The following is a 22,797-nucleotide window of genomic DNA, read 5'->3' on the forward strand; positions in this document are numbered from 1 at the left end:
TTGCGCCAATAAAGCCCGCGCAATGCCCTGACGCCGAGCGCCGGGCTGCACGGCAATGCGGCTAACCCGGCGGGAGCGCAACACGGCGGCGTCAATCTGCCCGCCGTGGGCCGCCAGCGATTGCGCCACTAAGTTGCCACGCGGGCGGCGTCTGCCCGCCCACACCTCATGGGCCAGCGTCGGGCTAAGCCCGCCCTCTTCCACCAGCCAGATGGCTCCGGCCACGCGGTCCCCCGCCATCGCGGCGGCAAAGGAGAGGCCGGGGGCGTCCATCAGGCGGCGTAAATCCAGTGGCGAAGTGCGGTAATGCGCGCTGGTCAGCAGGCCGTAGAAATCAGCCAGCAGGCCCGGCTCGGATAACCACTCCCCGCACTGAATGGCGGTTAGCTGAAGTGATTGCTCACTGGGTAGCACTTCTACTGGTACTTCGGCGGGGGCGTCATTGAACAGCAAAAGCTGATTGAGGAAAGGCTCCAGCGGGTCAGCTTTCGACCAGCGGATCGGCGCGTCGAGGCGTAAATCATGCCACTGCGGCAGGGAGGCGCAGAATTTGAGAATGAAACCGCGCCCGGTGCCCTCATAGCCTTGAACCGTAGTGGTGAGCAAAACGCGGGGGAAAGCAGCAATCAGGCGCGAGAGCTGTGGCGTAGGGATAGCCGCCGCTTCGTCAATCAGCAGCCAGTCCACGTCAGCCGCCGGATGCTGCTCGAGCTGCGCCAGCAAAGCATCTGGCGACCAGAAACGCACCTTGCCCGCACTCTGCTCGGCCAGCCTGTCAGCAGCAGATTTGGCCGGAGCCGTCACCCAGCACTCGCCGGGCCAGTCAGCCACTAACATCCCGGCCAAGGTGGATTTGCCCCGGCCGCGCGGGGCCGTCAGCACATAAATACCGCTCTGCGCCGCGTTCAATTGCTGCAAAACCCGCTGCTGCTCCAGCGTCGGTTGGCCATCGGGCGGCGTCCAGTCAGCGGCTTCGGGCAAAACCGTAAGCTCGCAGGGCTGATGCTGGCGGTGCAGCGTGCAGGCCGCGTCTTGTAGAATCAGCGACTGCAAGCGTTGGATAAAATTCGGCGTGGCGATGGGCTGGGGCTGCTCGCTCCAGCGCAGGCTGTCGGCGTCCGGCCTCTGCGCCCACTGCTGCCACTCCGGCACCAGCAGCACCAGCCAGCTTCCCGCCTGCAAAATACCGGCGAACGCCGCCAGCGCTTCAACGTTCAACCCCTGTCGAGCATCAAACACCCCGTGAAGCCTCTCCTGCCCTAGCAGGGTGTGGGCCGCAGAAAACGGCAGTGCGTCAGCGGCCCAAAGCGGCGGCGTGTCGGACAGCCAAGTCCAGTCGCCGGGCTGGCCGTCAATAAAGTCAGCGGCCTGCTCGGCGCACCAATCGGCTTCCCCGCTTATCACCAGCAGATGGCGAACGCCGTGGCGCTGCATTTGCTGCTGCAAGGCGATTTTATCCGGCCATGGCGACGTCACTTTAGGTCTTCCCGACCATCAGCGAGAGCAGCCCGGCGGCAATCAGTGGCCCTACCGGCACGCCTTTGAAGAAGGCGACGCCAAGCACCGTGCCGACTAACAAACCTGCCACTAGATGAGGCTGCGAGCCCATTAGCGTCAGCCCTCTGCCGCCCAGCCATGACACCAGCACGCCGACCAAAATCGCCAGAATGGACTTCCAGTGCATAAAGGAGTGAACCACCGTGCTGGCGCTGATTTTCCCGCTGGCGATAGGTGCCATCACGCCGATGGTCAGCACGATAATGCCGATGGTCAGGCCGTAGCGCTCAATCCATGGGAAAAACTGGTTCAGCGGCGTGATGCGCACGGTAAGCAGGAAAAACATCGCAATAGTGACCGAGCTGTTATTGCTGATGATGCCTAAACCCGCAAACACCAGCAGAATGAGCAAGGTTGGATCCAGAAAGGCCATAACGATTCCAGCGGTTCAAAAGAAGAAAGAGAGGCTCGAAAGCCTCTCAGAGTCGGACGTCAATTATTGAACAGTTTTGCCACGCAAACCAGCGATTCAGCCTTGAAATATCAGGCGATTAGCGGCTGGCAAAGGTGTTGCACTGGTTCGGGTCGCCGCTGTCGAAACCGCGTTTGAACCAAGTGTAACGCTGCTGCGACGTGCCGTGAGTAAAGCTGTCTGGTACCACGCGGCCCTGACTCTGCTGTTGCAGGCGGTCATCGCCAATCGCCTGCGCGGCGTCCAGCGCTTCTTTCAGGTCGCCCTCTTCCAGCATGTTTTGTTGCTGCACACTGTGGCCCCAGACACCGGCGAAGCAGTCAGCCTGTAGCTCCATTTTCACCGAAAGCTGATTGACGGTGGTTTGCGACGCGCCCTGCTGCATCTGGCGAACTTTGCGCTCAATGCCCATCAGGTGCTGCACGTGGTGCCCAACTTCGTGCGCCACCACGTAGGCCTGAGCGAAGTCACCGCCCGCGCCAAGCTTGTTTTTCAACTCTTGATAGAAAGAGAGATCGATGTAAACCGTGCTGTCCGCCGGGCAGTAGAATGGCCCCATGACCGACTGGCCGGTGCCGCAGCCGGTGCGGGTTTGGCCGCGATACATCACCAGTTTAGGGTCGACGTAGGTTTGGCCCTGACGCTGGAAAATCTCTTTCCAGGTATCTTCAGTGGAAGCCAGCACCACCGAGGTGAACTTTGCCTGTTCATCATCTTTCGGGCTGATGGACTGAGATTGGGTCTGCTGCACGCCGCCGGACTGGCCGCCATCAATTAGCGGAGTGAGATCCACGCCGTAGTAACCCGCCACCAGCACCACAATAATAATCACGATGCCGCTTTTACCGCGAATTGGCAGACGCATGCCGCCGCCGCCCAAGCCGGGTCCCGAACTCTGCCCGCGCCTGTCTTCCACATTGTCACTCTCTCGACGCCCTTGCCAACGCATAGTCCACCTCCCAGCTGTTTTTTTAAGACTAGATAATGAGTGCGGGAAATACCATTTCCCAAAGCGGGCAATTTTACGGGAGTTATTCCAGAAATGAATGAAATTTGAGATAGGTTTGGCGCAATTGAGACAAGTCAGGGGCAAAAAGAAAAACGGGCAGCACCTGATGGGCCACCCGTTTGCTATTCACTCAGGCTAGATTGCGACAAACCTCGCCGCGTAAACGATTGCGTCGCTAGCCTGAAAAAATCGTTGCCGATCAGTCCAGTTTCACACCAATACGGTGAGCTACTTCTTCATAGGCTTCGATCAGGCCGCCGAGGCTTTGACGATAGCGATCTTTGTCCATCTTGTTCAGCGTTTGCTTGTCCCACAGGCGGCTACCGTCTGGAGAGAACTCGTCACCCAGCACCACTTCACCGTTGAACAGACCAAACTCTAACTTGAAGTCGACCAGAATCAGACCCGCGTCGTCGAACAGTTTGCTCAGCACATCGTTAGCTTTGTAGCTCAGCTCTTTCATGCGCGCTAAGTTCTCTTCGTTAACCCAGCCGAAGGTTTTGCAGTAAGACTCGTTGACCATTGGGTCATGCATTGCATCGTTTTTCAGGAATAAATCGAACAGCGGTGGGTTCAATTCCAGACCTTCTTCAATGCCCAGACGTTTTACCAGCGACCCAGCAGCGCGGTTACGGATAACGCATTCAACCGGAACCATATCCAGCTTCTTCACCAGCACTTCGGTATCAGACAGCAGACGTTCCATCTGGGTAGGAATGCCAGCTTCTTCCAATTTGCTCATGATGAAATGGTTAAACTTGTTGTTAACCATGCCTTTACGGTCGAACTGCTCAATACGCTCGCCATCGAGTGCTGATGTATCATTGCGGAACTCCAAAACCAGCAGGTCTGGGTTTTCGGTGGTATAGACGGTTTTCGCCTTTCCGCGATACAACTCAGCTAACTTTTGCATCTTTACTTACTCCAGTAGTAAACAATTAATGGTGATTCTTTAAAAATAACCGATGAAAAGAGAGATGTAAAAAGGGGCCGAAGCCCCTTTTGATTCATTCTTACTTGGTCGCGCTGCTCTGGTTAAACGCAGCCTGCATGACCGCAACCATTGCATCGTTCTGCGACTGGCTGAGTGCATGTCCTTTCGGATCAAGGAACTGCAAGCTACTACGGTTATCAAGGTCACCGACCTGAATTTTGTAGTCGCCGGAAGCAAGGCCCGGATCTTTCGCACCCAGAGTGTCCCACGCATCGTCATTCAACGGTTTGTAAGTCACAGAAAGCGTACCCTGCGGACGGCTGCTGTCGGTCACTTTCATGCCGGCTTTCGCCAAGGCATTCGGCAAGCGATCCCAGACCACGCCGTAGCTTGAACGCACGATCAACACGGCCAGGCCGGTATCATCTGCGCCGCTCTGGACGTCAATTTCGCCCACTTTGCGGTTCTCAAGGCGAGCCTGCTCGTCCTGTTGGACTTTATCGAGGCTGGCAGTAATTGAGTTCAGCATCTGGCTGTTATAACGCTGGATCTCAGCCGGTGAAGTCACCGCCTTGTCCTGCTGTTTCAATTCAAGCGTTTTAGCAATCAGCGCCAACTGGTAGCCCTGCTGCTGCACGGTGATTTGGTAACGGCCCTGATATTGGAAGTCTTCATCAGCACGGTTCCACTCAACCATATCGGTAGTCAGCGTCTGGTTAGCGTCGTCGCGGTTAGCAATTTTGAAATTGTTCTGCTGAACGGCTTTCACCACGTTGTTCCACAGGTTGCTGTTCTGCGGAGTGTTTTCCAGCAATACAGTGCCGCTGTCGCCGCTGAACTGAGTGCGGGAACCATTGAGCAGAGCCAGTGGTTGCTGCGGTGGACGGATGTCCAATTGCTTACCGACGTTACCTTTCAGCGAGCCGGAAGGAATTTCGTAAGTGCCGTTTTGCAGTGGCAAAATCATACCTGCTGGCGTTTTTAATTCGCTAACAGGTGGCGCATCCAGATAAGCTTCATCGCCGCTTACCTGACGCTTGTAGCGCTGATCGCTGGAACATGCCGCCAGCAACATAATGAGGGACACGCCCACCACTTTCGCTACCATCGACTTTTGCAATCTGGTCTTTTGAACTAATGAACAGGCCATCAAATCTCCCTAAGAGTTACAGCAAACCGGCGCTTTTAAGAGCTTTTTCCACTACCGGACGGGCAGCATCTGTTAACGGCGTCATAGGCAGACGCAGAGTATCGGTTGCCATCAACCCCAGTGCCTTACAGGCCCATTTCACTGGAATTGGGTTTGCTTCTACAAACAAATCCTGATGCAACGGCATCAAGCGCTGATTTAAACGGCGCGCTTCGGCAAAATTGCCCTGCGCCGCCAGCTCACAAAGTTGCGCCATTTCGCGCGCTGCCACGTTGGCAGTGACCGAAATAACCCCTTTGCCGCCAAGTTGCATGAAGTCCAGACCGCTGGCGTCATCGCCGCTCAGCAAGATGAAGTCTTCATCATCAACCAGCACTTGGATCTGGCTAACACGACTTAAGTTCCCTGTCGCTTCTTTCAAAGCAACAATATTCTTAATTTTTGCTAAACGCGCCACGGTTGCTGGCAGCATGTCGCAGCCAGTTCGTGAAGGCACGTTGTAGAGAATTTGCGGCAGCGCCGTGTGTTCAGCAATCGCTTTAAAGTGCTGGAACAGGCCTTCCTGCGTTGGGCGGTTGTAATAAGGTGTCACGGTGAGACAGCCTACTACGCCAGTGCCTTCGAAACGTTGGGTGAGAGAAATCGCTTCCGCGGTCGAATTAGCTCCCGTCCCCGCGATAACCGGAATGCGCCCGTCAGCCAACTCAAGCGTCTGCATGACCACGTCGCCGTGCTCATCATGCGTTAAGGTGGCTGATTCACCGGTTGTGCCTACGGAAACGATCGCCGCAGTACCACTGGACACATGATAATCAATCAGTTTTTTTAAACTCGCGCGATCAACAACACCTTTGTCGTCCATCGGCGTAACCAGTGCAACAATACTTCCCGTAAACATTGACCTTCCCCTCCACAAACAGGTCATCCATGGTACTTTTGACACCACTGCAAAAGCAAGCAATCAACGTGTTGTAAGCGCTTGTCCGGCGGTTTTTTTTATGTTTACCTTGGGAATACTCCCAAGCATGACAGGAAGAGCAATTTTGCCGCAGCAACAACAACACTATCTTGTTATCACCGCACTGGGTGCCGACCGTCCTGGTATCGTCAACACCATTACCCGTCAGGTCAGCAGTTGCGGTTGCAACATTGAAGACAGCCGTCTGGCAATGCTCGGTGACGAGTTCACGTTTATCATGTTCCTTTCAGGTAGCTGGAACGCCATCACGTTAATTGAGTCCACTCTGCCGCAAAAAGGCGCAGAGCTTGAGTTACTGATTGTGATGAAACGCACCAGCGCCCACGACCGGCCGCCGATGCCTGCCACCGTTTGGGTGAAAGTCGATGTAAAAGACTCCCCGCACCTGATTGAGCGATTCACCGATTTATTCGATACTCATCAAATGAACATTGCTGAGCTGGCATCTAAAACCCGCCCTGCGGATAGTGAAAATCCGGCGCAGTTGTCTATACAGATAACCGCCCACAGCCCAGCCAACACTGACGCAACAATAATTGAACAAGCCTTTCATAAGCTATGTACAGAACTGAAAGCGCAAGGCAGTATTAACGTCGTGAGCAACACTCAGCATGAAGACAATTGACGGAGATTTGTAATGAACCCACTGAAAGCCGGTGATCCTGCGCCGCAATTTAGTTTGCCTGACCAAGACGGCGAACAAATTAACCTGGCCGACTTCCAGGGACAGAAGGTCCTGGTTTATTTCTACCCTAAGGCCATGACCCCAGGTTGTACCGTTCAGGCTTGTGGCCTGCGTGACAACATGGATCAGTTGAAAAAAGCCGGTGTAGAAGTGCTGGGGATCAGCACTGATAAACCAGAAAAACTGTCGAAATTTGCAGAAAAAGAGCTGCTGAACTTCACGCTGCTGTCAGATGAAGATCATCAGGTCTGTCAGGCATTTGGCATCTGGGGCGAGAAGACCTTTATGGGCAAAACCTATGACGGTATCCATCGCATCAGCTTCCTGCTGGACGGCAATGGCAAGGTTGAGAAAGTATTCGACAACTTCAAAACCAGCGATCACCACGACATCGTTTTGGCCTACATCAACGGTCAATAAGCGTTGTACTGATACTGATTGATAAAAAAAAGCGCAGACGCGCTTTTTTTATGTCTTCAATTTTTTATGTCTTCAATCAGCCGATTCACGGCTTAAGTGGTTTCGTTCAGCAGTTCGTCCGGCCAGACGTGAACCACGGCTTTCACCAGCGTGGCGAGTGGAATGGCAAAGAATACGCCCCAAAAGCCCCACAGCCCGCCGAAAATCACCACCGACAGAATAATCACCAGCGGGTGCAAGTTCACCGCTTCAGAGAACAGCAGTGGCACAATCACGTTGCCATCCAGCCCCTGCACCACCAGATAGGCGACAAACAGCGTCCAGAAGTCCGCCCCCATCCCCCACTGGAATAGCGCCACCACGACCACCGGAATAGTCACCAGCATCGCGCCAATATAAGGAATAAGCACCGACAGCCCCACCAGCACGGAGAGCAGCAGCGAATAGCGCATTCCCATGACGAAGAATACCAGATAGGTCGCCACGCCGACGATAATCATCTCCAGCACTTTGCCGCGAATATAGTTGGTGATTTGCTGGTTCATCTCCTGCCACACCTGCCCAGCCAAACCGCTGTCGCGAGGCAACACCCGGCGCACCGCGCACAGCATCTGCTCTTTATCCTTGAGCAAGAAGAACACCATCATCGGCACTAAAATCAGGTAGATAGCCAGCGTCAGCAGCCCGACCAGCGAAGCCAGTGAGAACTTCACCAGATTGTCGCCGACGCCGGAAAGCTTGCTGCGCAGGTTTTCAGCCATCATGTCGATGATCCCGGCATCCACCAGCGCTGGATAGCGTTTCGGCAAGGTTGCGGCGAAATCATAGAAACGGTTGAGCATGTTCGGCAGGTCGGCCATCAAATTGATACCCTGCTGCCAAGTGACCGGCGCGATAACAAACACGCCGAGCATCACAATACCGGCGAAAATCAGCAGCACCACGCTGGTCGCCAGCGTTCTGGAGAGCCCGCAGTGCTGCAAGCGCACCACCGGCCACTCAAGCAGATAAGCCAGTACAATCGCCACCAGCAGAGGCGCGAGAATGCCGTGTAGGAAGTAGAGAATGCAAAAACCAGCGACCAAAATGGCCAGCAAAGCAATGGCTTGAGGATCGGTGAAACGTCGGCGGTACCATTGTAATAACATCTCAAGCATAGGATATCGCTCCTGTTAGATCCTGATGTGACAAGGCCGTACACTCCTGATTCGCCCCCCGGCCTGCGACCAACTTTTAGCTGAATTCGTTGTCACAGTGGGTGCAGGGGAGAGACTGCAAATTTTTCCAGAAATCGCTATTGTTAAGTATCAGATAAATAGCCAAGAATGGTTCTTGTACCGGAGTGTACCGGAGTCCGTTCATGGAAGAATAACTCTTAAAGCGGTTTATGTCAGAGTGTTGATGAATTCATTAGGAATGATTTAATTATGGCGATGCGGTTTAAAAAAACGCTCACAGCCCTATTGGTGGGAAGCTTAATGGCGGGCAGCCTGACGCCAGCCTTGGCCGATGACAGCAGCTATTGGACCACGCCGATTGCGTCCTCCAATCCGAATAAGCCGTCGATCAGTGACCAGCTTCCCGACATGGGGACCACGGCTGGCGGCACCCTGAGTATTAATCAGGAGCTGCAAATGGGCGATTTTTACGTCCGCCAAATGCGCGCCAGCACCCCACTGATTAATGACCCGCTGCTCAACCGTTATATCAATGAACTGGGCCAGCGGCTGGTTGCCAGCGCCTATTCGGTGCGCACGCCGTTCCACTTCTTTATCGTCAATAACGATGAGCTGAACGCCTTTGCCTTCTTCGGCGGCAACGTGGTGCTGCACTCTGCCCTGTTCCGCTATACCGATAACGAAAGCCAGCTGGCCTCGGTCATGGCGCACGAAATCTCCCACGTGACCCAGCGCCATCTGGCCCGCGCGATGGAAGATCAGCGTAAAAACGCCCCGCTCACTTGGGTCGGCGCCCTCGGCTCTATTTTACTGGCGATGGCCAGCCCGCAGGCCGGTATGGCCGCGCTGACCGGCACCTTGGCCGGGACTCAGCAGGGTATGATCAGCTTCACGCAGGGTAACGAGCAGGAAGCCGACCGTATCGGCATTCAGGTGCTGCAACGGGCCGGTTTCGACCCGCAGGCCATGCCAGCCTTCTTGCAAAAGCTGGCAGACCTGTCGAGCTACTCCAGCAAGCCGCCTGAAATGCTCTTGACTCACCCCTTGCCGGACAGCCGTCTGGCGGATATCCGTAACCGCGCCAACCAGATGCCGCACCCTAACGTTCAGTCTTCGCAAAGCTATTTGCTGGCCAAGGTGCGCATGCTCGGCATGTACGGCACGGAAAGAAATCCGCTGACCGATGAATATTTAACCCAGCTGAGCAACGGCAATATCCGCGACCAGATGGCGGCGAAATATGGTCAGGCATTGCAGTTCTACAAAGCCAAAAAATACGATCAGGCGCGCAGCATTCTGGAATCTTTGCTAGAGAAAAACCCCGGCAACGACTGGTTCCTCGACTTAGCCACTGACGTCGATGTCGAGCAAAAACACGCGCCACAGGCCATTGCGCGGCTGGAAAAAGCCAATGCCGAAACCAGTAAGAATCCGGTGTTGCTGCTCAACTTAGCCAACGCTTATCTCGAAGGCGGCCAGCCCGCAAACGCAAGTCGCATCCTCAACCGCTATACTTTCAATTACCCGAACGATCCAAATGGTTGGGATTTACTGTCACAAGCCAGCGGTGCGCAGGGCTTACGCGCTCAGGAATTGGCGGCCAGAGCAGAGAGCATGGCGCTAATGGGCCAACTTGATCAGGCCATCGAACTACTGAGCAACGCCAGTGCATTGCAGAAGCTGGGCAGTCTTGAACAGTCTCGCTATGACGCCCGTATTGACCAGTTGCGCCAGCTACAGAAGCGCTTCCGCCAATATCAAAAGGGCTGATTGGACGCTGAGCAATAAACAGAGATGGAGAACCTTATGCAACATGATGTCGCGATTTATCACAATCCGCGCTGCAGTAAGAGCCGAGAAACCCTGAAGTTACTCGAAGACAAAGGCATTAAGCCGGACGTGATTTTATATCTCGAAACCCCGCCGTCGGTAGATACGCTGAAAGAGCTGGTGAAGAAGCTGGGGTTTGATTCTGCGCGCGATTTAATGCGTAAAGGGGAAGAAATCTATAAAGAGGAGAATCTGGCCGATCCGGCGCTGAATGAGCAGCAACTGCTGCAAGCCTTGGCCGATCATCCACGTTTGATTGAACGCCCTATCGTGCTGTCGAAAGGCAAAGCGCGGCTGGGGCGTCCACCTGAGCAGGTGCTGGAAATCCTGTAAATCGGCGAACCGAGTTACAGGCTAAGAATGTCTTTCACAAAGGGGATCGTGAGTTTGCGTTGCGCAGTAATAGAAGCTCTATCAAGCTGATCGAGCGTCATAAACAGCGTGCGCATCTCGCGATCCAGTCGCTTCAGCAGGAAGCGGCCGACGTCTTCTGGCAGTTCAAACCCACGCAGTTTCGAGCGCAATTGCAGCGCCTGTAGCTTCTCTTCGTCAGACAGTGGCTGCAACTTGTAGATTTGCCCCCAGTCCAGACGCGAAGCGAGGTCAGGCAAGCTGAGATTAAGCTGGCGCGGCGGGCGATCCCCAGTAATAAACAGTCTGGTACGGCCGGTTTCCAGAATACGGTTATAGAGATGGAACACGGCGGCTTCCCACTCGTCATCCCCCGCAATCCCTTCAATGTTGTCGATACAAACCAGCGCTAAATGTTCCATGCCATCAAGCACTTCCGGCACGAAATAGGCGCGTTTATCCAAAGGCACATAGCCTACCGCTTCACCACGCTGGGAGAGTTCGGCACAGGCTGCGTGCAGCAAATGGCTGCGGCCACCGCCCTCGCGCGACCAGAAATAGATGTAAGTGCCGTGCTCTTGATGCAGCGCCGTTTGAATGGCAGAAAGCAGAGAGGGGTTCTCCCCCGGATAAAAACTGGCAAAGGTTTCATCATCAGGAAGATAAAGTGGCAGGGAAAGCTGTGCCGGCGTATTCAGAAGCACCTCAACCAATACGGCTTATAAACCGCAAATGTTGTTATCAACAAAAAGTCGTATCTCATGGTTATTTTTCGGGTTGTTGCCGCCAAGATCAGAAAGCGTGCAACCACAGAATTCTAGCATAGGATCTTGCTGGAGTTGAACTCTGCCCCGCACAACCGCTTGCTAACCGAGCTAATCGCCGGGCAGAGGATCCTGCAACCGGCGATTAGCGGGAAGATTTACGCCGCGCGATCCTCACGTTCATCTTCGATATCAATGATCTCTTCTTCGCCGCGCACCAGTTCAATCACTTTGAACAGCAGGCTGAGGAAGATACCCACGATGGTCGCCAGCGCCATGCCTTTCAGCTCCGCCGCGCCGATGTGGATCTTCGCGCCGCTGACGCCGATGATCAGAATAACCGCGGTGAGGATCAGGTTCTGCGCCTTGTTGTAATCCACTTTGGACTCAATTAACACGCGGATACCCGAGGCACCAATCACGCCGTAAAGCAGCAGAGAAACGCCGCCCATCACCGGAACCGGCACGGCCTGAATCGCCGCCGCCAGCTTACCAACGCAGGACAACATAATTGCCAAAATCGCCGCGCCGCCGATAACCCAAGTGCTGTAGACCTTAGTGATGGCCATTACGCCGATGTTCTCGCCATAAGTGGTGTTTGGCGTCGAACCAAAGAAGCCGGACAGCACGGTAGAAAGGCCATTCGCCAGCATCGAACGATGCAGGCCCGGCTCGCGCAGCAGGTCCTTTTTGACGATATTCGCCGTCACCACCAAGTGACCGACATGCTCGGCAATCACTACCAGCGCGGCGGGCAGAATGGTCAAAATAGCCACCCACTCAAAGCGCGGAGTGTAGAAGGTAGGCAGCGCGAACCAATGAGCGGATTCAATGGTAGAAACGTCCACCACGCCCATAAAGAATGACAGCGCGTAGCCCACCAGCACGCCAATCAGGATCGGGATAATCGCCAAGAAGCCGCGGAACAGCACCGAGCCAAGCACCGTCACCGCCAGTGTCACCATGGAAATAGTAATAGTGGTGGAGTCAGCAGAGGTGCCCTCGGCAGGCAGCAGTCCGGCCATGTTGGCAGCCACGCCCGCCAGCTCTAACCCGATGACGGCAACGATTGCGCCCATTGCCGCAGGCGGGAACATGACGTTTATCCAGCCAATCCCGGCCTTTTTGACAATCAGCGCCACTAAGCAGAACAGCAGCCCGCAGACGATAAACCCACCCAGCGCCGCCTCGTAGCCCATCGGCAATAAGAGAAGAACCGGCGAAATAAACGCAAAGCTTGAACCCAGATAAGCGGGGATCTTGCCTTTACAGACAAACAGATACAGCAAGGTGCCGATGCCGTTGAACAGCAGCACCGTGGCCGGGTTAATTTTAAACAGGATCGGCACCAGCACTGTGGCACCGAACATGGCGAACAGATGCTGGAAACTTAGGGGAATGGTCTGTAATAGCGGCGGGCGCTCACTTACCCCAATGACGCGACGTGTCATGAATAGATCCTCTCAAAGTGTTGGCGATTATAGATGTCATGTTTCAGGCGTTGCCGCCTGATAGAAAGGTAAAACCCTGATAAAAAATCAAAAAAAAGCCGACTTCTCAGTCGGCTGCTTAGTAACGAATGCTTATTTAGTACCAAATATCTTGTCGCCCGCATCGCCGAGGCCCGGCATGATGTAACCATGCTCATTTAGCCCGTGGTCAATGGAAGCGGTGTACAGCTCAACGTCCGGGTGCGCTTTCTCTAAGGCGGCAATCCCTTCTGGAGCAGCAACCAGTACCAGCACTTTAATGCTCTGGCAGCCGGCTTTTTTCAACAGGTCGATAGTGGCAATCATTGAGCCACCGGTCGCCAGCATTGGGTCAACCACCAGCGCCAGACGCTCTTCAATATTAGAAACCAGCTTCTGGAAATAAGGCACAGGTTGCAGAGTTTCTTCGTCACGGTAGACACCCACCACGCTGATACGCGCGCTCGGCACGTGCTCCAGCACGCCTTCCATCATGCCCAGACCAGCACGCAGGATTGGTACTACGGTGATTTTCTTACCTTTGATCTGATCGATTTCTACCGGGCCGCACCAGCCTTCGATAGTCACTTTCTCAGTTTCTAAATCAGAAGTTGCTTCATACGTCAGCAGACTCCCCACCTCAGAAGCCAGTTCGCGAAAACGTTTCGTGCTGATGTCATTCTCACGCATCAGGCCCAGCTTATGTCGCACCAGCGGGTGTTTCACCTCAACGATCTTCATTTTTATTTCTCCTAAGGTGGTTGTGCTGCAAAAAAAAATCGCGAGATTATAACGCCTTTTTTTTTGAACGCCACTGCCAATAGCCTGATCGCGGTCAATAGAATGTTGATCAACAGTATAGACAGCAGAATGACTCTCAACCTCACAAGCCCCTCGCAAACGTTTGCCTTGGCTGTTAGAATTGCCGCGTTTTATTTTACCAACCGCCTTGGGGATTACGCAGTGACCGACAAGACCTCTCTCAGCTATAAAGACGCAGGTGTGGATATCGATGCGGGTAACGCATTAGTAGACCGTATCAAAGGTGTAGTAAAACAGACTCGTCGTCCGGAAGTGATGGGCGGATTGGGTGGTTTTGGTGCCCTGTGCGCGCTACCGCAAAAATATCGTGAACCTGTGCTGGTTTCGGGTACCGACGGCGTTGGCACCAAGCTGCGTCTGGCAATGGACTTGAAACGCCACGACACTATCGGCATTGATTTGGTCGCCATGTGCGTTAACGATTTGATTGTTCAGGGTGCTGAACCCCTGTTCTTCCTCGATTATTACGCCACCGGTAAGTTGGACGTCGACACCGCCGCCAGCGTCATCACCGGTATTGCCGAAGGCTGTAAGCAGTCTGGCTGTGCCTTAGTCGGCGGCGAAACCGCTGAAATGCCGGGCATGTATCACGGCGAAGATTACGACGTGGCAGGCTTCTGCGTAGGCGTGGTAGAAAAGTCAGAAATCATTGATGGCAGCAAAGTGGCTGACGGCGACGCCGTTATTGCACTGGCAGCCAGCGGCCCGCACTCCAACGGCTACTCGCTGGTGCGCAAAATCCTCGAAGTGAGCAAAACCAATCCAGAAACCACGGATTTGGCCGGTAAGTCTCTGGCAGATCACCTGCTGGCACCGACCAAAATCTACGTGAAATCGATTCTGAAATTGATTGAACAAGTTGAAGTTCACGGCATCGTTCACCTAACCGGCGGCGGCTTCTGGGAAAATATCCCGCGCGTGCTGCCAGACAACACCCAAGTGGTGATTGACGAAGCAAGCTGGCAGTGGCCGGACGTGTTCAACTGGCTGCAAACTGCCGGTAACGTTAGCCGTCACGAAATGTACCGCACCTTCAACTGTGGCGTGGGTATGTTGGTTGCTCTGCCTGCTGAACTGGCCGATGAAGCCGTGGCCTTACTGAATGATAATGGCGAAAAAGCGTGGAAAATTGGTAGCGTAAAAGCCTCTGATTCCGAAGAACGCGTTATCATCAAGTAAATTCGACTACAGACAGGTGTTGAGATGAAAAGGATCGTGGTGCTGGTATCAGGCGAAGGGAGCAACCTCCAGGCGCTAATTGATGCCTGCCAGCAAGGACGTATTTACGCGACGCTCAGCGCCGTCTTCAGTAATAAAGCCTCGGCATTCGGGCTGGAAAGGGCGCAGTCAGCCGGTATTCCCGCTCATGCATTAGATGTGAAATCCTTTGCTGACCGCGCGGCGTTTGACGTCGCGCTGGCCGATGCCATCGAGGCTTATAATCCTGACTTAGTCGTGCTTGCGGGCTACATGCGCATTCTTTCGGCTGAGTTCGTTCAGCGTTTCGCTGGGCGCATGCTCAATATCCACCCTTCCCTGCTGCCAAAATATCCCGGCCTGCACACCCATCGTCAAGCGATTGAAAATCAAGATGAAGTTCACGGTACTTCCGTCCACTTCGTGACTGAACAGCTCGACGGCGGCCCGGTGATTCTGCAAGCCAAGGTGCCGGTATTTAGCGATGACAGCGAAGATGAGCTGGTGGAGCGCGTACAGACGCAGGAACACAGCATCTATCCGCTGGTGGTGGGCTGGTTCGTGGATGGCCGTTTAGCGCTGAAAGAGGGCGTGGCCTACCTCGACGGTAATCCGCTACCAGAACAGGGTTACGCCGCAGATTAAACTGCCCATAGGCGATGATTTAACTACAAACCGGCCACGTGCCGGTTTTTTGTTTTATATCTGTTTACGTTCGTTTACATATTGACCGCTATAATGAGCGCGTCGCTACAGTTTTTCGCCTCTTTTGCTGTACTGACTCTCATCCAAAAGAGCAAAAAATAATAATCCCCAACCTCATTGCTTGAGCAAGGGCCACGGGATTTTCAGGAAATTTTATGCCTAGCAATATGCGCGTCAGATTACGTCCACTGGAAAAAGACGATTTGGCGTTCGTTCACCGTCTCGATAACAACGCGAGCATCATGCGTTACTGGTTCGAAGAGCCTTATGAAGCTTTTGTCGAACTCACCGACCTCTACAACAAACATATTCATGACCAGAGCGAACGCCGCTTTATCATTGAATATGAAGGCGGGCCTGTAGGTCTGGTGGAGTTAGTCGAGATTAATCACATACACCGTCGCGCTGAGTTTCAAATCATTATTGACCCGGCGCATCAGGGCAAAGGGTTTGCCGGTGATGCCGTTAAGTTAGCGATGGACTACGCCTTCTCGGTTCTAAACCTCTACAAGCTGTATTTGATCGTCGATAAAGAAAACCAAAAGGCGATCCATATTTACAACAAGTTGGGCTTTGAAGTAGAAGGCGAATTGAAACAGGAATTCTTCGTCAACGGGGAATACCGCAGCGCTATCCGTATGTGCATTTTCCAACCACAATTCCTGGCGAAGTACAAAACCAAGCCGGTGGAATCCAAACGCGTTGATCCTATTGGCGCAGGCGTGGTTTAACCGCCCTTAATTAGCGGTGAACAAGCAGCTTCTTTGAAGCCAGTCTTCTACAGATATCTTGTTCACCGCTAAGCTTTTTCCTCCCCTATTCCTGCAATTAACGCTCACTTTTCGCCCTTTCATTTAACCTCCGCTTTGTATTGGACTTTCCTGTCAATCTTTCGCAATATTGGTAGTAGACACTAGGCCCCTCTCTCTCAATATTTTCCATTAGAGATATGTCGAACATCCGCCGGATGTGAGCTGGAAATAGCGAGATTTTCCCTAGTGATTCATCGTGATAACGCTGAATGTTGGGCCAAAAAGAATGGAGTTAAAATGGGTCAGGAAAAGCTTTATATAGAAAAAGAACTGAGCTGGCTGTCCTTCAATGAACGTGTATTGCAGGAAGCGGCAGACAAAAGCAATCCTCTGATCGAACGCATGCGTTTTTTGGGCATCTACTCCAACAATCTGGACGAATTCTACAAAGTCCGTTTTGCCGATTTAAAACGCCGAATTTTAATTAGCGAAGAACAAGGTTTTATTGGTGCATCGCGCCACCTGCTGAAAAAGATTCAGGCCAAGGTTCTGCGCATCGACCAAGAGTTTGACAGTCTCTACAACGACCTGCTGCTGGAGATGGCGCGCAACCAGATTTTCCTGATCAATGAGCGTCAGGTGTCTGAAAACCAGCAAAATTGGCTGCGTCAGTATTTCAAACAGCATTTACGCCAGTTCATCACGCCTATTCTGATCAATCACGACACCAATCTGGTTCAGTTCCTCAAAGACGATTACACCTATCTGGCGGTGGAAATTATTCGCGGCGAAGAGATCCACTACGCGCTGCTGGAAATCCCGTCAGACAAAGTGCCGCGCTTCGTGAACTTGCCGCCGGAAACCCCGCGCCGCCGCAAGCCAATGATCTTGCTGGATAACATCCTGCGTTACTGCCTCGATGACATCTTCAAAGGCTTCTTTGATTACGACCAGCTCAACGCGTATTCGATGAAAATGACCCGTGACGCCGAGTATGACTTGGTCACGGAAATGGAATCGAGCCTGCTGGAACTGATGTCTTCGAGCCTAAAACAGCGCCTGACCGCCGAACCGGTGCGCTTTGTGTATCAGCGCGATATGCCTGATGACATGGTCGAGCTGCTGCGCGGCAAACTGGGGATTTCCAACTATGACTCGGTGATCCCCGGCGGCCGTTACCACAACTTCAAAGACTTCATCGGCTTCCCAAATGTCGGCAAAGCCAATCTGGTCAATCGCCCGCTGCCAAGACTGCGTCACCTGTTCTTCGACAAATTCCGCAACGGCTTCGAGGCAATTCGCCAACAAGACGTGCTGCTTTACTACCCGTATTACACCTTTGAACACGTGCTGGAGCTGCTGCGTCAGGCCTCTTTCGACCCCAACGTGCTCTCCATCAAAATCAATATTTACCGCGTTGCGAAAGACTCGCGCATTATTGAATCGATGATCCACGCGGCGCATAACGGCAAAAAAGTCACGGTGGTGGTTGAGCTACAGGCGCGCTTTGACGAAGAGGCCAACATCCACTGGGCCAAGCGCCTGACGGAAGCTGGCGTACACGTGATCTTCTCCGCGCCGGGCCTGAAGATCCACGCCAAACTATTTCTTATCTCACGCCGGGAAGGCGATGAAATCGTCCGCTATGCTCATATTGGGACCGGCAACTTTAACGAGAAAACCGCCCGTCTTTACACCGACTACTCCTTGCTGACGGCGGACAGCCGCATCACCAATGAAGTGCGCCGGGTATTTAACTTTATTGAGAATCCGTACCGTCCGGTGACCTTCGAGCACCTGATGGTGTCGCCGCAAAACTCCCGCGACATGCTGTATAAGCTGATCGATCAGGAGATTGCCAACGTGCAGGCTGGCGGTAACGGCGGGATCACGCTGAAAATCAACAATTTGGTGGATAAAGGCTTGATCGACCGCCTCTACGCCGCTTCCAACGTTGGGGTGAAAATCCGCCTGCTGATCCGCGGCATGTGCTCGCTGGTACCAGAGTTGCCGGGCGTCAGTGAAAACATTCAGGTGACCAGCATTGTTGACCGTTACCTTGAGCATGACCGTGTTTATGTGTTTGAAAACAATGGTGATACCAAAGTGTTCCTGTCCTCTGCGGACTGGATGACGCGCAACATCGACTACCGTATTGAAGTGGCTGTTGCCCTGCTGGACCCGACGCTAAGACAGCGCGTGCTCGACATCCTCGACCTGCTGTTCAGCGACACGGTGAAAGCCAGATATATTGATAAAGATCTCAGTAATCGTTATGTTCCACGCGGAAATCGTCGTAAGGTGCGCGCGCAATTGGCTATCTACGACTACCTCAAAGCCTTCGAGCTTGGACATAATAAACAGCAAAACGATTAAGCCTGACACTTTGGAGCACCACATATTATGCCCCTGAACAACACCATAAACGCCAAACCGCAAGAGATTGCGGCTATCGACCTCGGGTCAAACAGCTTCCATATGGTGATAGCGCGCGTCGTCAATGGCGCGCTACAGGTGTTGGGCCGCCTGAAGCAGCGCGTACATCTGGCGGACGGTCTGGACAGCAACAACGTGCTGAGCGAAGAAGCTATTCAGCGCGGCCTCGACTGTCTGGCGCTGTTTGCTGAGCGTTTACAAGGCTTTCCCGAAGAGAACGTGACCATTGTCGGCACCCACTCGCTGCGTCAGGCGGTGAATGCCGAAGAGTTTCTCCAGCGCGCCGCCGAAGTTATCCCCTACCCGATTGAAATCATCTCCGGGCAGGAAGAGGCGCGCCTGATTTTCATGGGCGTCGAGCACACCCAACCTGAAAAAGGCCGCAAGCTGGTGATTGATATCGGCGGCGGTTCGACCGAGTTGGTGATCGGCGAAGATTTCGAGCCACTGCTGGCAGAAAGCCGCCGCATGGGCTGCGTCAGCTTCGGGCAATACTTCTTCCCTGATGGCGAAATCAGCCGCGCCAACTTCAAACGCGCCCAGCTGGCCGCCGCGCAGAAGCTGGAAACCATGGCTTGGCAGTATCGTCTGCAAGGCTGGCAGTATGCGCTGGGAGCCTCGGGCACCATCAAAGCCACCTATGAAGTGCTGGTGGAAATGGGCGAGAAAGATGGCCTGATCACCCCTGAACGCCTGAAAATGCTTACCGACGAGGTGATGAATTATAAAAACTTCTCCTCGCTGAGCCTGCCGGGACTGTCGGAAGACCGCCAATCGGTATTCGTACCGGGTCTGGCTATTCTGTGCGGCGTGTTCGATGCTTTGGCAATCAAAGAGTTACGTCTGTCCGACGGCGCACTGCGCGAAGGCGTGCTGTATGAGATGGAAGGCCGTTTCCGCCATCAGGATATCCGCACCCGCACCGCCAAAAGTCTGGCCGAGCACTACAACATTGACCGCGAGCAGGCCCGTCGCGTGCTGGAAACCACTGAATTGCTCTACGCCCAGTGGCTGGCGCAAAACTCAAAGCTGGTGCAGCCGCAGCTCGAATCCCTGCTGAAATTCGCCGCCATGCTGCATGAAGTGGGCTTGAGCATTAACCACAGCGGCATGCATCGCCATTCGGCTTATATTTTGCAGAACACCAACCTGCCGGGCTTCAATCAGGAGCAGCAAACCCTGCTGTCTACGCTGGTGCGCTTCCACCGTAAAGCCGTAAAACTGGAAGAGCTGCCGCGCCTAAACCTGTTCAAGAAGAAGCACTACCTGCCGCTGGTGCAGCTGTTGCGCCTCGGCGCGCTGCTCAACAATCAGCGTCAATCCACCACCACGCCAGAAACGCTGCGCCTGCTGACCGATGACAACCATTGGACGCTGCGCTTCCCCGCCGGGTATTTGGCGCAGAACAATCTGGTGCAGCTGGATTTTGAACGCGAGCAGAGTTACTGGGATGACGTGACGGGCTGGAAGCTGATTCTGGAAGAAGAGGACGGCGAGCCGGAAGACGAGGCTAAATAACGCCAGCGTTGCTTAAACCGCGATCCTCTCCTGCTGCAAAGAGAGGATCGCGCTACAGCTTTTAGCCTATTACCGACTCCTGCACCAACTGACTCAGCGGCTCCGGCATACCAATCAAATACCCCTGCATATAGTCCACGCCCTGCGCCCGCAGTGCTTCGCGCTGCTCTTCGGTTTCCACAAATTCGGCAACAATCGACAAGTGCTTCATGCGCGCAACCTGACAAATTGACTGCACGATGTAGGCATCCAGCGGGTCATTCATCATGTTACGCACGAAGCTGCCGTCAATCTTCAGGATATCCGCCTGAATAAACTTCAGCCGGTCGTAGCTGGCATAGCCCGTGCCGAAATCATCAATCGCAATGCGACAACCGTAGTTGCGCAGGTCACGCATGGAGAAATCGGCGTATTTCACATTATGCAGCAAGTGAGATTCCGTCACTTCCAGCACGATTTGGAACGGCTCGACCTGATATTGCGCCATCAGCGCCTTGAACTGGCTGCTAAACGATGGGCGGCAGAAGGTCGACGGCGAGAAGTTCACCGCGAAGCGCACGCTCGGCAACTTCTCACGGTTATCGTTGATAAACATTAAAGTGTGTTTCAGCACCCAGATGTCCAGTTGGTAAGCCAGACCAAACTCATGCACCACCGGCAGGAATTTGTCCGGCGACATCAGGCCGCCCTCGTCATCCTGCATGCGCAGCAGGATTTCGTGGTAGCTGTCACCACGAATACCGGCGATGGGCTGCGCCATCAGCACGAAGCGATCTTCATCCAGCGCGCGCTGGATTTTATGCAGCATCGCCACTTTGGATTTAATCTCTTTCTGCACCTGACTGTGGTCGCTTTTATTCGACTCCGGCTTGCCGGTGGTCAGCGACACCTCGGCAATCCCACTCAGTTCCCCCAGCAGCATGTGCAGATGCTCAACCGGCGGGTAAACGGTGCAGTAGGACAGGCCGATATTCGGATGCAGCGGCAGGCCGTTCCAAATCAAACGAAAATCATCGACATAGTTCTGTAGGCGGTCGAGCTTCTCCAGCGTTTCATCGCAATTGAGGCGCAGCACCAGATCATAGCCCGGCAGGTGATACACCCTCTCCCCCTCTTGCAGGAAAGGACGCAGGCCCGTCGCCAACTGCTGTTTGAACTGAATGCGCAGCTGCATGCCGTAGTTGCGGCTAAGCACATCCATTTCCGACACGCGGATAAAACACAGCAAAGAGCGCGGATAGCGGGATAAGTCGCGATTAAAGGCGCGCAGATTCGGCAAGCCAAAAACCGGGTCCAGCAGCGCGGCTGAACGGGTCTTTTTCATCAGTCGGCGCTGCAAAGAGGAGATAGAAGCCATCAGCAGCAGGCAAATGGTAAATACCAGCATTAGGGCCGAAACAAACACCAAATTATGCACAAAGTCATTAACGTTGATGAAGCCCTGATAATGGCTAAACAGCACGATCAGCGCGACGGTCCAGACCAGCGTGATGAAGTGGTAGCCGTAGCGCATCGCGCCAAACAGCAGCACCGGCAGCAGCAGGGTTAAGGTGTAATCACTCAGCAAAATCTTGGCGATCGGCTCACTGATCCCCTCAAGGCTCAGTAAAATCACCATAGTGATCAGTAACCCAAACCACAGCATCAGCTCGGCAGGCTTCACCCCCGGCGCGCGCTGGTTGCGCATAGTTTGGCGCAGCACGCGCAAGTAACGAGGTTTGCGCATCACGCGGAAAATCAGATACCACAGATGCCCGCTCAGCAAGATGCCCAGCATCATCGCCTGCAGGTTGATAAGCGTCCGCAGAGTCATAAACTCGCGGGTGACCATGCCCAGATAGCCCGGCAGCAGCCCCAACTCCACCACAATCTGCAAAATAAAGATGTAGAGGCAGGAGAGGAAGACAACCAGCCAGAAGACGCGCGGCAGCGGCAGGCGCAGCAGCCCGAAGGACGCAGACCAGCGTTTGCCCGCCTGCCAGCGATAACCGGCCCAAGAGACGCTCAGGCAAAACAGTGAGATTAGCGTCAGCAGCGACGCCATTTCAGCGCCAATTCGCATGTCATAGCGAACAAACATGGCTATCGCGATGCCCGGCAAGGCGCGCCAGTCAAACACCATCAATAGCGCAGCACACACCGCCAGCGGCATGTACATCAAATAAGTACGGCCTTCCGGCAAGAAGATGATCGGCGAGAAGTAGGACGCAAGGTTGATGAACACCAGCGCGCACAGCAGGGGGATGCCCCACCAATGGCGGCTTAACTCACGCCAAGATAACAATTTACTCATAGGATATGTCATGTTTTTCCGCATGCGTGCTACAGAGTTGCGTGCCGGAATCATTGAGAGGCCAGATGAACGGTCAACAACGGCAAAAAGACAACGGGTTTAAGAAAATGTCATCTTGAGTGGCTGCAAAAAGTGATAAAAAGCGGATTTCGCAGCAATGACATATAAGCACGAATTTTAAGTTGACCCATATTAAACCATTTGATGAGGATCAATAAACCGAGAGTTTGATAATTTCCGCAAAAACCGTCCCTAATAAATTCACTTAAGAGTGAATAATTACTCCTTAAATTTCATGGAGCTACAAATTCCATTCAGCCATTCTTATTCAAAAGT

At 53.7% G+C, this 22,797-nt stretch carries 20 protein-coding genes; 9 read left to right on the plus strand and 11 right to left on the minus strand.

Features of this window, described 5'->3' with window-relative positions:
* The 6 genes from GEAM_RS12775 to dapA form a co-directional block, all read right to left on the minus strand.
* Window positions 1–1,476 (minus strand): tRNA(Met) cytidine acetyltransferase TmcA (locus GEAM_RS12775; protein ID WP_034792094.1); only part of this gene is annotated, 1,476 nt, incomplete at its 3' end.
* Between the two features lies 1 nt (window position 1,477).
* The gene (locus GEAM_RS12780; RefSeq protein WP_034792096.1) at window positions 1,478–1,930 is read right to left on the minus strand and encodes a DUF441 domain-containing protein; all 453 of its coding nucleotides are present in this window, start codon (window positions 1,928–1,930) and stop codon (window positions 1,478–1,480) included.
* A 118-nt stretch (window positions 1,931–2,048) separates the two neighbouring features.
* Window positions 2,049–2,918 carry a KPN_02809 family neutral zinc metallopeptidase gene (gene ypfJ, locus GEAM_RS12785; RefSeq protein WP_034792098.1) on the minus strand — a complete coding sequence of 290 codons (870 nt, stop codon included), beginning with the start codon at window positions 2,916–2,918 and terminating at the stop codon, window positions 2,049–2,051.
* A gap of 259 nt (window positions 2,919–3,177) precedes the next feature.
* Complete coding sequence (gene purC / locus GEAM_RS12790) at window positions 3,178–3,891, minus strand: phosphoribosylaminoimidazolesuccinocarboxamide synthase (RefSeq protein ID WP_034792100.1); 714 nt, start codon at window positions 3,889–3,891, stop codon at window positions 3,178–3,180.
* 100 nt (window positions 3,892–3,991) lie between these two features.
* A complete protein-coding gene (gene bamC / locus GEAM_RS12795) occupies window positions 3,992–5,062 on the minus strand; it encodes an outer membrane protein assembly factor BamC (protein ID WP_034792102.1) in 1,071 nt (356 codons plus the stop codon).
* A 16-nt stretch (window positions 5,063–5,078) separates the two neighbouring features.
* On the minus strand, window positions 5,079–5,960 hold the full coding sequence (dapA, locus tag GEAM_RS12800; RefSeq protein ID WP_034792103.1) for a 4-hydroxy-tetrahydrodipicolinate synthase: 882 nt from the start codon (window positions 5,958–5,960) through the stop codon (window positions 5,079–5,081).
* Between the two features lie 127 nt (window positions 5,961–6,087).
* On the opposite strand from dapA, the gene GEAM_RS12805 reads away from it, so the two are divergent.
* Complete coding sequence (locus tag GEAM_RS12805; RefSeq protein ID WP_195723725.1) at window positions 6,088–6,666, plus strand: glycine cleavage system transcriptional repressor; 579 nt, start codon at window positions 6,088–6,090, stop codon at window positions 6,664–6,666.
* A 12-nt stretch (window positions 6,667–6,678) separates the two neighbouring features.
* Complete coding sequence (bcp, locus tag GEAM_RS12810; protein ID WP_034792107.1) at window positions 6,679–7,146, plus strand: thioredoxin-dependent thiol peroxidase; 468 nt, start codon at window positions 6,679–6,681, stop codon at window positions 7,144–7,146.
* A 92-nt stretch (window positions 7,147–7,238) separates the two neighbouring features.
* Here bcp and GEAM_RS12815 read toward each other — a convergent pair whose 3' ends face one another.
* Window positions 7,239–8,303 (minus strand): AI-2E family transporter, encoded by a 1,065-nt coding sequence (locus tag GEAM_RS12815; RefSeq protein WP_034792108.1) that lies wholly within the window; start codon window positions 8,301–8,303, stop codon window positions 7,239–7,241.
* Window positions 8,304–8,573: 270 nt separating this feature from the next.
* On the opposite strand from GEAM_RS12815, the gene bepA reads away from it, so the two are divergent.
* Both bepA and arsC read left to right on the plus strand, forming a co-directional pair.
* Window positions 8,574–10,094, plus strand: coding sequence for a beta-barrel assembly-enhancing protease (gene bepA / locus GEAM_RS12820; protein WP_034792110.1), 1,521 nt, complete (start codon window positions 8,574–8,576; stop codon window positions 10,092–10,094).
* A 36-nt stretch (window positions 10,095–10,130) separates the two neighbouring features.
* The gene (gene arsC, locus GEAM_RS12825; RefSeq protein ID WP_034792112.1) at window positions 10,131–10,487 is read left to right on the plus strand and encodes an arsenate reductase (glutaredoxin); all 357 of its coding nucleotides are present in this window, start codon (window positions 10,131–10,133) and stop codon (window positions 10,485–10,487) included.
* Between the two features lie 14 nt (window positions 10,488–10,501).
* Here arsC and hda read toward each other — a convergent pair whose 3' ends face one another.
* From hda to upp, 3 genes are all read right to left on the minus strand, one after another.
* Window positions 10,502–11,209, minus strand: coding sequence for a DnaA inactivator Hda (gene hda / locus GEAM_RS12830; protein WP_034792130.1), 708 nt, complete (start codon window positions 11,207–11,209; stop codon window positions 10,502–10,504).
* A gap of 218 nt (window positions 11,210–11,427) precedes the next feature.
* Entirely contained in the window at window positions 11,428–12,720 is a 1,293-nt protein-coding gene (gene uraA, locus GEAM_RS12835) for a uracil permease (protein ID WP_034792114.1), read from the minus strand.
* A gap of 132 nt (window positions 12,721–12,852) precedes the next feature.
* The gene (gene upp, locus GEAM_RS12840; RefSeq protein ID WP_034792116.1) at window positions 12,853–13,479 is read right to left on the minus strand and encodes a uracil phosphoribosyltransferase; all 627 of its coding nucleotides are present in this window, start codon (window positions 13,477–13,479) and stop codon (window positions 12,853–12,855) included.
* A gap of 222 nt (window positions 13,480–13,701) precedes the next feature.
* On the opposite strand from upp, the gene purM reads away from it, so the two are divergent.
* The 5 genes from purM to ppx all read left to right on the plus strand — a co-directional run bounded on the left by purM (window position 13,702) and on the right by ppx (window position 20,168).
* Entirely contained in the window at window positions 13,702–14,739 is a 1,038-nt protein-coding gene (gene purM, locus GEAM_RS12845) for a phosphoribosylformylglycinamidine cyclo-ligase (RefSeq protein WP_034792118.1), read from the plus strand.
* A 24-nt stretch (window positions 14,740–14,763) separates the two neighbouring features.
* Window positions 14,764–15,402 (plus strand): phosphoribosylglycinamide formyltransferase, encoded by a 639-nt coding sequence (gene purN / locus GEAM_RS12850; RefSeq protein ID WP_034792120.1) that lies wholly within the window; start codon window positions 14,764–14,766, stop codon window positions 15,400–15,402.
* A gap of 215 nt (window positions 15,403–15,617) precedes the next feature.
* Window positions 15,618–16,193, plus strand: a complete 576-nt coding sequence (speG, locus tag GEAM_RS12855; protein ID WP_034792121.1) for a spermidine N1-acetyltransferase — start codon at window positions 15,618–15,620, stop codon at window positions 16,191–16,193.
* A gap of 318 nt (window positions 16,194–16,511) precedes the next feature.
* Window positions 16,512–18,590: a polyphosphate kinase 1 gene (gene ppk1, locus GEAM_RS12860; RefSeq protein ID WP_034792123.1), complete on the plus strand. Its 2,079-nt coding sequence runs from the start codon at window positions 16,512–16,514 to the stop codon at window positions 18,588–18,590.
* Window positions 18,591–18,617: 27 nt separating this feature from the next.
* Window positions 18,618–20,168, plus strand: a complete 1,551-nt coding sequence (gene ppx, locus GEAM_RS12865; RefSeq protein WP_034792125.1) for an exopolyphosphatase — start codon at window positions 18,618–18,620, stop codon at window positions 20,166–20,168.
* A 61-nt stretch (window positions 20,169–20,229) separates the two neighbouring features.
* On the opposite strand, the gene GEAM_RS12870 is transcribed toward ppx, so the two are convergent.
* Window positions 20,230–22,461 carry an EAL domain-containing protein gene (locus tag GEAM_RS12870; RefSeq protein WP_034792127.1) on the minus strand — a complete coding sequence of 744 codons (2,232 nt, stop codon included), beginning with the start codon at window positions 22,459–22,461 and terminating at the stop codon, window positions 20,230–20,232.
* Window positions 22,462–22,797: the final 336 nt, after the last annotated feature.

The organism is Ewingella americana ATCC 33852, from assembly GCF_000735345.1.
In the GTDB taxonomy this organism is placed as follows: Bacteria; Pseudomonadota; Gammaproteobacteria; order Enterobacterales; family Enterobacteriaceae; genus Ewingella; species Ewingella americana.